This window comes from Massilia sp. W12, assembly GCF_037300705.1.
GTDB lineage: Bacteria > Pseudomonadota > Gammaproteobacteria > Burkholderiales > Burkholderiaceae_D > JACPVY01.
This window is the reverse complement of sequence record NZ_CP147776.1, coordinates 333356-343650: the sequence shown is the minus strand read 5'-3', so window position 1 is coordinate 343650 and position 10295 is coordinate 333356. Positions and strand designations below refer to the sequence as shown.

1 protein-coding gene is annotated in these 10295 nt (G+C 55.1%); it reads right to left on the bottom strand.

What is annotated here, in order from left to right; all coding sequences use genetic code 11:
• Positions 1 to 343 precede the first annotated feature (343 nt).
• Positions 344 to 9958, bottom strand: coding sequence for a calcium-binding protein (locus V8J88_RS01360; protein WP_338847349.1), 9615 nt, complete (start codon positions 9956 to 9958; stop codon positions 344 to 346).
• Between the last annotated feature and the right edge of the window lie 337 nt (positions 9959 to 10295).

Genomic DNA, 10295 nt, shown 5'->3' with positions numbered 1-10295 from the left:
TGCGTTAAGAATCAATTCGACCAAATTTTTCAATACATTTAGTCATATTCATATTTGAGGTGAATATTTAATCGGATTCACCTTGAAATGTCAAAGATTTTTCCCTGAAGAAACATATTTTCGGCCTTTTTTTTCATTTCATTTATATCCCCTTATTTTCCCCGATTCCTGGCATCCATTTGATGCCGCTGCGCCCGGTGGCGAACCGTACGCACGAGGCAAAGTGTGCCTGCCATCCATCAGAAATCCCCAGCCTTAATGCAGGCAGAGGAGTTATGACAGCGCCAATAAAAAGGGCCGGCAAATGCATGCCGGCCCTGAGCGCACCCCGAGTGCTGTGCTGTCAGAAGATCACGAAATCGGAGACCAGCAGATTCGCCGCCGCCACCCCGGTTAAAGTGATCTTATGCCCGCCACCCAGATCAACCACGGCGTCGCTCGCGCCGCTGACACGGATTAACACATCCGCCGCAGTCAAAATGCCGGAACTGTTCAGATTGCTCTTCAACCAGATCTTGTCGCCTTGCGCGCGGTTGTAGTCTGTCACCACGTCCTGACCTGATGCGGCCTGGAAGCGGAACACATCGGCCCCGCCGGCGCCGCTGAGGCTGTCATTGCCGGCCCCGCCGTCCAACACATCGGCCCCGCTGCTGCCGCCCAGCACGTCATTGCCGGCCAGGCTGGTGTTGCGCCCGGCGCCAAAGCCGGTGCTGATGAAGTGGCGCGTCGCCGCTTCCTGATCCACGCCATGTGCGCTGCGCACATCGGCGTATTTGGCCAGATAAATATCCGGATCAAACGTCACGCCGCGCCCTTCACGCACAGCATTGTTCAGGTAGTGCGTGAGGCCGGCATCTGCATTCGCGCCAAAGGCGCCGATCAAGTCAGCATGCGAGGCGATGTAGCGCAAGCCTTGCACGCTGGTGGCACTCATATCGCGGTCAGAAAAGCGCAGGGTTTCGATATTGCGCAGGATGTCCACGCCTTCATTGCCGTTGGCGCCGTTGTTGTCGGTGATGCTGATGACGCCGGCTTTGACGTTGAAGATGTATTCCGAGTTTTTACCGTCATAACGTGCGATGTCCACACCGTCGCCGCCGTCCAGCACGTCATTACCCAAACCGCCATACAGGGTGTCATTGCCGCCGAATGACAGCACGCTGTCGTTGCCGGTGGTGCCTGTCAAATTGTCGGCGCTGAATTTATTGTCGCTACGGCCCAGGCCAAAGCCGGTGCTGATGAAGTGGCGCGTAGCCGCTTCCAGATCGCTGCCGACTGCCGCGCGCACATCGGCGTATTTGTCGATATAGGTTTGCGGATCAAACACCACGGCGCGGTTTTCTTTGACCGAGCTGTTCAGGAAGTGTGTCATGCCGCTGTCGGTATTCACGCCAAAGGCGCCGATCAAGTCGGCGTGCGAAGCAACGTAACGCAAGGCGTTCAAAGTCGTGACATTCATGTCGCGATCAGCAAAGCGCAGGGTTTCCATATTGCGCAAGCTGTCCACGCCTTCATTGCCGTTGGCGCCGTTGTTGTCGCTGATGCTGATGACGCCGGCTTTCACGCTGTATAAATATTCGCCCTGTTTGCCGTCATAACGTGCGATATCTGCGCCGTCGCCACCGTCCAGCACGTCATTGCCCAGGCCGCCATACAGGGTGTCATTGCCGCCAAAAGACAGCACGCTGTCGTTGCCGCTCGTGCCACTCAAATTGTCAGCGCTGAGTTTGCTATCATTGCGGCCCTGACCAAAGCCGGTGCTGATGAAATGGCGCGTGGCCGCTTCCAGATCGCCGCCCACCGCTGCACGCACATCGGCGTATTTGTCGATGTAGGTTTGCGGGTCAAACACCACGGCGCGGTTTTCTTTGACCGAGCTGTTCAGGAAGTGTGTCATGCCGCTGTCGGTGTTCACACCAAACGCGCCGATCAAGTCGGCATGCGAGGCCACATAGCGCAGCACGTTCAAAGTCGTGACATTCATGTCGCGGTCAGAGAAACGCAGGGTTTCCATATTGCGCAAGCTGTCCACGCCCTCATTGCCGTTCGCGCCATTGATGTCACTGACGCTGATGACGCCGGCTTTCACGCTGTATAAATACTCGCCCTGTTTGCCGTCATAACGTGCAATGTCGGCGCCGTCGCCGCCGTCCAGCACGTCATTGCCCAAGCCGCCATACAGGGTGTCATTGCCGCCATACGACAAGATGCTGTCGTTGCCGGTGCTGCCTGTCAAATTATCAGCGCTGAGTTTGCTGTCGTTGCGTCCCTGGCCAAACCCGGTGCTGATGAAGTGGCGCGTGGCCGCTTCCAGGTCGCTACCGACTGCAGTGCGCACATCGGCGTATTTGTCGATATAAACCTGCGGGTCAAACGTGACGGCGCGGTTTTCTTTGACTGAGCTGTTCAGGAAATGCGTGGTGGCGTTATCGGTGTTCACGCCAAACGCGCCGATCAAGTCAGCATGCGACGCGACGTAACGCAAGGCGTTCAGGGTGGTGACATTCATGTCGCGGTCAGCGAAACGCAGGGTTTCCATATTGCGCAAGCTGTCCACGCCTTCATTGCCGTTCGCGCCATTGAGGTCGCCCACGCTGATGACGCCGCCTTTCACGCTGTATAAATATTCGCCCTGTTTGCCGTCAAAGCGTGCGATGTCCACACCGTCGCCGCCGTCCAGCACATCATCGCCCAGGCCGCCCCACAGGGTGTCATTGCCACCAAACGACAACACGCTGTCATTGCCGCTCGTGCCGCTCAAATTATCGGCGCTGAGTTTGCTGTCGCTGCGGCTTAACCCAAAGCCGCTGCTGATGAAGTGGCGCGTGGCGGCTTCCAGGTCGCCACCTACTGCTGCGCGCACATCAGCATATTTATCGATATAGACTTGCGGGTCGAACGTAACGCCTCGGTTTTCTCTGACTGCGCTGTTCAGGTAGTGGGTAGCCGCGTTATCGTAATTCACGCCAAAGGCGCCGATCAAATCGGCATGCGACGCCACGTAGCGCAACACATTCAAATTGGTGACAGACATATCACGCTCGGCAAAGCTCAGGATTTCGATATTGCGCAAAGTATCCACGCCCTCATTGCCGTTGGCGCTGTTGGCGTCGCTGACGCTGATCTCGCCGGACTTCACGCTAAAACGGTAATCGGTATTCTTACCGTCATACAGCGCCATATCCAAGCCCTCGCCGCCATCCAGCACGTCATTGCCCGCGCCGCCCCACAATTTGTCATTACCGCCAAACGACAACACGCTGTCATTGCCATCCGTGCCGCGCAGATTATCCGCGCTGGTTTTGCTGTCGCTGCGTCCCAGCCCCCGCCCCTGGGCGATGAAATGCATGGTGGCGCCTTGCAAGTCGGCCCCAAAGATTGCGCGCACATCGGCGTATTTGTCCACATAGGTTTGCGCATCAAAACTGGCGTTGCGTCCTTCTTTGGCGCCGGTTGTTAAATAATGCAGCAAAGCGGCGTCCGCGTCGGTCTTGAAGGCATCCATCAAATCGTTATGGCTGGCGAGATAGCGCAGACCATCCGGCACACTGATGCTGCGGTCGGCAAATTGCAAGGTCTCGACATTGCGCAAAATGTCCTGGCCATCCAGATTGCTGCGGGTGGTGACAATGCCGTTGAAGACTTCAAATCTGAAATGGCTGTAATTGCCCTTGAACAGCGCAACATCCTGCCCGGCCCCGCCATCCATCGCGTCAGCGTTGTAGCCTGATTGCAGGGTGTCGTTGCCTGCAGCGCCATTCAGGGTGTTGACTCCGCCGCCGGCTTCCAGAAAATCTGAGCCATCCGTTCCATACACTATATCCGGGCCATTTTTATTGTCTTTACTGACCATACGCGCCAGTACAGCGTTTTTATCCAGCGTGAAGCCATCCTCAAAGCGCAAGAGCGCAGGCATACTGCCTTGATTTGTTTCAAAGTCGAAATAGCCATGAATGGTGACTTGACCTGTCGGCATCATTATCTGCAAGCTGCTGATATCACGCACGAACTTCAGCTGGCCAGGCTGGATGCCGCCTTTGAGTAAAAGCACATCCTGCTCGCCGGCTGCTTGCAACTGCCAGTAATATCGATCAATGGTGTCCAAGCCATCGCCGGCAGTATAGATAAACACATCATTACCTGGGCCGCCGTGCAATACATCGTTGCCCGCACCGCCTTCCAGCGTATCACCCCCTTCATTGCCTGCCAGGAAATCGCTGCCTTCAGCGCCAAGCAAAAAGTCAGCCCCGGTATCGCCAGATAAGGTGTCATCATCCTCGCCACCATGAATGGTATCGTTGCCGCCGCCGCCATAAACAGTGTCATTGCCCGCGCCAGCAAAAATCAGCTCGGATTCGTCGCCAGTCCTTAGATTCATTACCCCAGGATCAGCGGCCTGCAGGATTGTTTTCAGGATTGCGGCCTGACTCAACACAGCGCCATCGGCAAACCGGATTTCAGTCGGCGCTTGATTGCCAATATTGGCAGTTGACATGCGCCACGATAATACATCTGCTTCATTCCCCTTGAGCTTCACGACCAGGGCGTCGCCATTGAGCTGCAAACTCACATCTTGCGGCAAAATGCCGGGGCCGAGTTGCAGCACATCGCCGATATTATTGGCGTACTCAGGCTGCACCAGATCGCGCCCATCGCCCAGCCCGAACCTATAGATGTCAGCGCCTTCGCCGCCAATCATGGTGTCATCGCCCGGGCCGCCATACAGCGTGTCATCGCCCTCGCTGCCCAGCAGGCTGTCGCGCCCTGCGGAGCCGAGCACCAGGTCATTGCCAAGGCCACCATCCAGGTTGTCATTGCCGGTTCCGCCATCAAGACTGTCGTTGCCGCCGTAGCCCCGCAGCGTATCATCGCCAGCCAAGCCATTCATCACATCGCCAAACTCCCGGCTTATCAGGTCGTCATGCGCGGCAGTGCCGATCAGCAGTTTCTGAAAAATTTCAGCGCTATTCCACACTTCGCCCGTGGCGAACTGAATCGACTTCAGCAAATCTGTGTATTGCGGGCCGGAATAGATGTTCGGTTCAAAAAAACGCTGAAACAGAATGCTGTCAGTCGTGCCTTTGATTTCCAGCGTCAGTGAGTTGCCAATTTTTTTGATGTCAATATCATCAGGGACAATGCCCGCCCCCAATTGCAACATATTGTTCTGATTGTAGTAGGGATAGTGATCCGGGTCAGGCGCCACGATATCCTGCCCATCGCCTCGGCCAAACTTATAGACATTTTCGCCCTCCATCGGATAAATGGTGTCATTCCCACTGCCGCCTTCCATGGTGTCATTGCCATTGCCACCGTTCAGAATATCAGCGCCGGCGCCTCCCTGCAGCAAGTCATTGCCATCCCCACCCAGCAAGGAATCGTCGCCGGCGCCGCCCTGCAATGTGTCATTGCCCGCGCCGCCGTCCACCGTGTCATTGCCATCCAGCGCGGCAATCAATTCGCCGGCATCCATGCCGGTTATGGCATCGGCGCCATTGCTGGCTTGTAAGATGCGGCTGATGATTTGCGCCACGCTCAATTGGCTGTTATCCGCAAAACGGATCATGTCAATGCGGCTCCGGTTGGCGGCAGACGCATCCAGGTAGAAAAATCCTACAATTTCCAGGCGGTCTTCTTGACCTGACACACTCAGCCAAAGATCCGATCCCATACGGCGCAACACTAAATTGTCGGCATTGATGCCGGCGCCAAATTCAAGAATATCCGTGCTGTCTGTGCCGTCGGCATTAATGATTTGATCGAAGCCATCGCCCAAATTGAAGCGATACACATCATTGCCATCGTTGCCAAATAAAATGTCATTGCCCAGTCCGCCTTCCAGGGTGTCATTGCCAGCCCCGGCGGTCAAAGAGTCGTTGCCTTCCAGTCCTTTAAGCAAATCATTGCCGTCCAGCGCGTTCAAGGTGTCGTTGCCAAACCCGCCTTGTAAAAAATCAGCACCCGTACTGCCCGACATATTCTGGTTATAAAGTGACACAGCACGTGACACCACATCGGAAATTTGCCAGATCTGTCCGTCGGCAAACTTGATGTTCCTCACGGCATAATTGCTGCTGGCGTTTTGACTGAAATAGTAAAAAATTCTGACGCTATCGCCACTGTCCTTGATACGCAACAACAAGTCATTCTGATCACGCAGCAGCAGCAGATCGGTTGGCAAAATGCCGGCGCCGAATTGCAAGGTGTCCTGGTTACTTAGCGCGCTTTCATACTCAGCATTGTTAATGCTGTCCTGCCCAGCGCCCCGTTCAAACAGGTAGAGGTCTGCACCTTCATTCCCCACCAGCGAATCATTGCCGGCGCCGCCGTGCAATGTATCGTTGTCAAAGCCACCGCTCAGTACGTCATCGCCGCTACCACCCGACAGGCTGTCGGCGCCATAGGCCGCCGACAGCCTATCGTTGCCAGCGCCGCCGCTCAATACATCATCTGTTTCAAAGTCGTGGATGTAGTCATTCGCATCGCTCCCGGTGAGCATGCGTTGTTTCAGTCCAGCCCAATCCAGGTATTCGCCATCGGCAAAACGAAAGCCCTTAAGCTCGCCCAATGAATTCGCATTGACGCCAGAAATCTGCACGCTGTCTTCCGTGCCATGTATCTTGACATTTAAAACGCCGTAATAAATCGAGAAGTCCAGTTCAGTGCTGCTGATGCCTGCGCCAAACTGTAAAACGCCTTCCCGCATTTCAGTGCTGGAACCATTCCAGAGGATAGTGTCCTGCCCGTCCCCCCGCCCAAACAGGTACACATCTGCACCGCCGCCGCCGCTGATGAGATCATTCCCGGCGCCGCCCGATAAGGTGTCTGCACCTGCGTCGCCATACAGGGAATCATTGCCCTTGCCCGCTTGTAAAACGTCATCGCCATCCTCCCCGCGCAATACGTCATTATCTTCACCGCCCAGCACAAGATCGGCCCCGGCGCCGCCTTCCAGCGTGTCGTTGCCGACGCTGCCTTCCAAGGTATCCGCGCCCGCCGCGCCATGCAATTCATCATTCCCCTCCAAACCGGCCATCAGCTCAGCGGCATCCGTTCCGTATAGAACATTGTCCAGCGCATTCCCGTGCAAGGTCAGTTGACGGACTTGTTCACCCGTCAGCTCCGTCCCGTCGCTGAAAATAATGCGACTCAGATTAACCGGAAGCTGTTGCTGATAGGAAAAGAAATTGTTGATGCGGATTTGATTTGCGCCATTTGAACTGGCGATGAGCAAAGCATTATTATCGTAAAAATAATTGGACAGGGTGCGTGCGAAGCTTAAATCGGCGGCACTGATTCCCGGCCCCATTCTGAGCACCAAATTGCTGGAAGACGGATCAATTTGATCTACGCCCCAATCCGCCTCCAGGTACACGGTGTCGTTGCCTGAGTCGGCTGAATAAGTGTCATTGCCCGCGCCGCCAGCCATGAAATCATTACCTTCGCCGCCGCTCAGCAAATCATTGCCGCTGCCGCCTTCCAAGGTGTCATTATCGGCGCCGCCATTCAGCACATCGTAGCCATTGCCACCCGAAAGCCAATCTTTACCGCCCTGTCCTTCGACGGTGTCATTGCCATCCAGCGCGTCGATCCGTTCATCGCCATCGTAACCGTAGATGCGCTCGCCCTCCCCTGTGCCGCGCAACACCAGCTGATCGAGTTCAGCCGCGCTCAGCTGCGAGCCATCGGCAAAGCGCAGCCCCATGATTCTGGCCGATGGGTTCCACGGGAAAAATCCATCCAGCACCAATTTATCCTGGCTGTTTTTGAAGCTGATGAGCAAATTTTGATATTCGCGCTTCACCAGCACATCGGATTGCAAAACGCCCTTGCCGAATTGCACCCAATCTTCTTCGCCCATTTGCTCCACGGTGCTATAGCTGATCGTATCCTGACCATCGCCGCGATCAAAAATATAGGTGTCATTCCCCTTGCCGCCATTCAGCGAATCATTGCCTGCGCCGCCCGCCAGCACATCATTCCCGCCGCCACCGTACAAGGTATCATTGCCGCCACGGCCAAACAGCCAGTTATCGCCAGCTTTGCCTTGCAGTGTGTCACCATTATTGCCGCCAATCATCGCATCATTCAAATTGACAGCGTTGATGCTTGCCCCCGGCGTCTGCGTGCTGGCAAAACGCACGGTATGGGTGGTGGTTTGATATTGCTGCACATCCCATTCAGGCAGGGCCGACAGCTCGCGGTTCATGAAATTCATGGCTTGCCAGGCGGCGCGCTCGCCGCCCATATTGCTGACAAATTCCAGCAAATCCGGCAACGTCTGCTTCGGGTCCAGACGTAATTCGGCGCTGATCTGTTTTTCCATCAAACTGAAATCATTGACCAGTTTGCCATCCACCACTTTGCTCTGAATCGCATCGGTCCAAAGATGTAAGCGCCCCTGCGTCAAAAGGGACTCATGGATATCCAGCTTCATCCTTTGATACGCTTGCTCAATGCTGGCAATTTGCTGTGCGCTGAAATTCACCAGCAGCGCGCCTTCGTTGGCGCTCAAGGGACTGCTGCGCATTGCGCCATCCGGGCCGGCATAGGTAAAGCCCATGAAGCGCTCCAGCACGCCCAACTTGCGCAAAAACGCCTGTTGCGCCTCTTGCGTGCTCAACCCTTCCAGGTTGTAGCTCAGCGTCACGCCCTGCCCGGCCAAGGCCTGCGCCTGTTTTTGCAGCGACTTCATGCTGGAGGTGTCGGCCCACTTTTCCAGCAAAGTATCGAGCTGCGTCATTTCCGCTGCGCGGCTGCCGGACTTCAGATAGGAAATCAGGGTTTGTCCGAGTTCCGGGGCCAGACTGATTGCCTGATTCAAATCACGCACCTGACCGGAACCCAGCAAATTGGGTAAATGACGCGCTTGCTGGCTGAGTTCGATGCTGTCATTAAAACGATGCCCCCAGCTGTCCTTCAGCTGCCGCAGGTCGATCGTGCTTTCATAGGCCTGCGCGGAGATGCGCGTATACTGCGGACTCCACCAAGTCTCCACCAACACTGGAGCGTGCAGGCCGAGCATTTCACCATTCGGCAGGCGGTAGTCCACCGTTTTTTTATCAGTCAGCAAATTGCTGATATTGAAGTTATAAATTGAAGCCTGTTCGTCGGCTTGGCTGATACCGTCCTGGTTGTAGTCGCTCCACAATATTAATTCGCGGAAAGCCGGGTCATGTGCATTGACCTTCCCATCTTGATTGGCATCCAAATCACTGAGCGCCTGATAGGCATCCACAGCCAGTTTGCCGTTAGCCAACATCGTGTGCGCGCCAAACATTTCGCGCCCGGAATCAATCAGGCCATTGCCGTTCAGATCGCGCACCAGAAAGTAATTTTCCGGCCCGTACCATGCGCCAAACTCTTTATTGCCATCGCCATCGCGATCAAAGGCCATGCCGCCGCCATTATCAATGGTATTGACTTGAATACCATCCAGATTGGCATCTTTCAGGTTCAGCACCAGGACGCCCAGTTGTGGCTTGATGCTGCCCTGCAAAGCCAGGATGGCGGCATGTTCACTCACCATACCGGGGGACACAGCAACCCGCGCGTGCAGGGAATCAGGCCCGCCCAAATCGCTTTGCTCACGCAGCGGAAATTGATCGAAATTGGCCGGATTCAGCGCCGCATTGCTGTAATCAAAACCGTTGCCGCTCATGACTTTGAATTGCAGTTGCGGCGCGGCGCCGGTGCCGCTGTTGCCGGCCAAACCGATGGCGCTGCCCAGTTTGACCTGGACGCCCACCGCCAAATCCGCCTTTTCGAGATTGCCATACAGGGTGAATGTCTTTTGCCCGCCCAGATTATGTTCCAGCACAATGTGGTTGCCATACGCTTTATGCCAACCACTGGCCACCACCACCCCGTCTGCAGCAGCTGGTATCGGGGTTCCGGCTGATGCGCTGTAAATATCTGCTTGTTGCGGGGTTTGCTCACCAGTGTGTACATTTTGCATCACACCAAATTTATTCATCAAAGTGAATTGTGGCCCTGGGTTGTATATCGGCATGCCCATCCTCTATGAAAGCGCAAAAAATATATTTGGAAACATGCATTTACCTTGTGAGCAAACGCCTGATTCTGTTTCCATGTCAACCCGATATTACACATGAGCAACTCAGCAATGTCAAAACAATTCACCACCTAGAATAACAATTTTATATATTTTTTATTGATTATTGGCATTGAATTATGCGATAGCGCTTCTCATGCTGCGCAGGCTTCCCGCGCATCACGTTTTTGCATGCAAAAAAACGCCGCCTGGCTTGCAAGCGGCGCTCCAAGGGTTAATG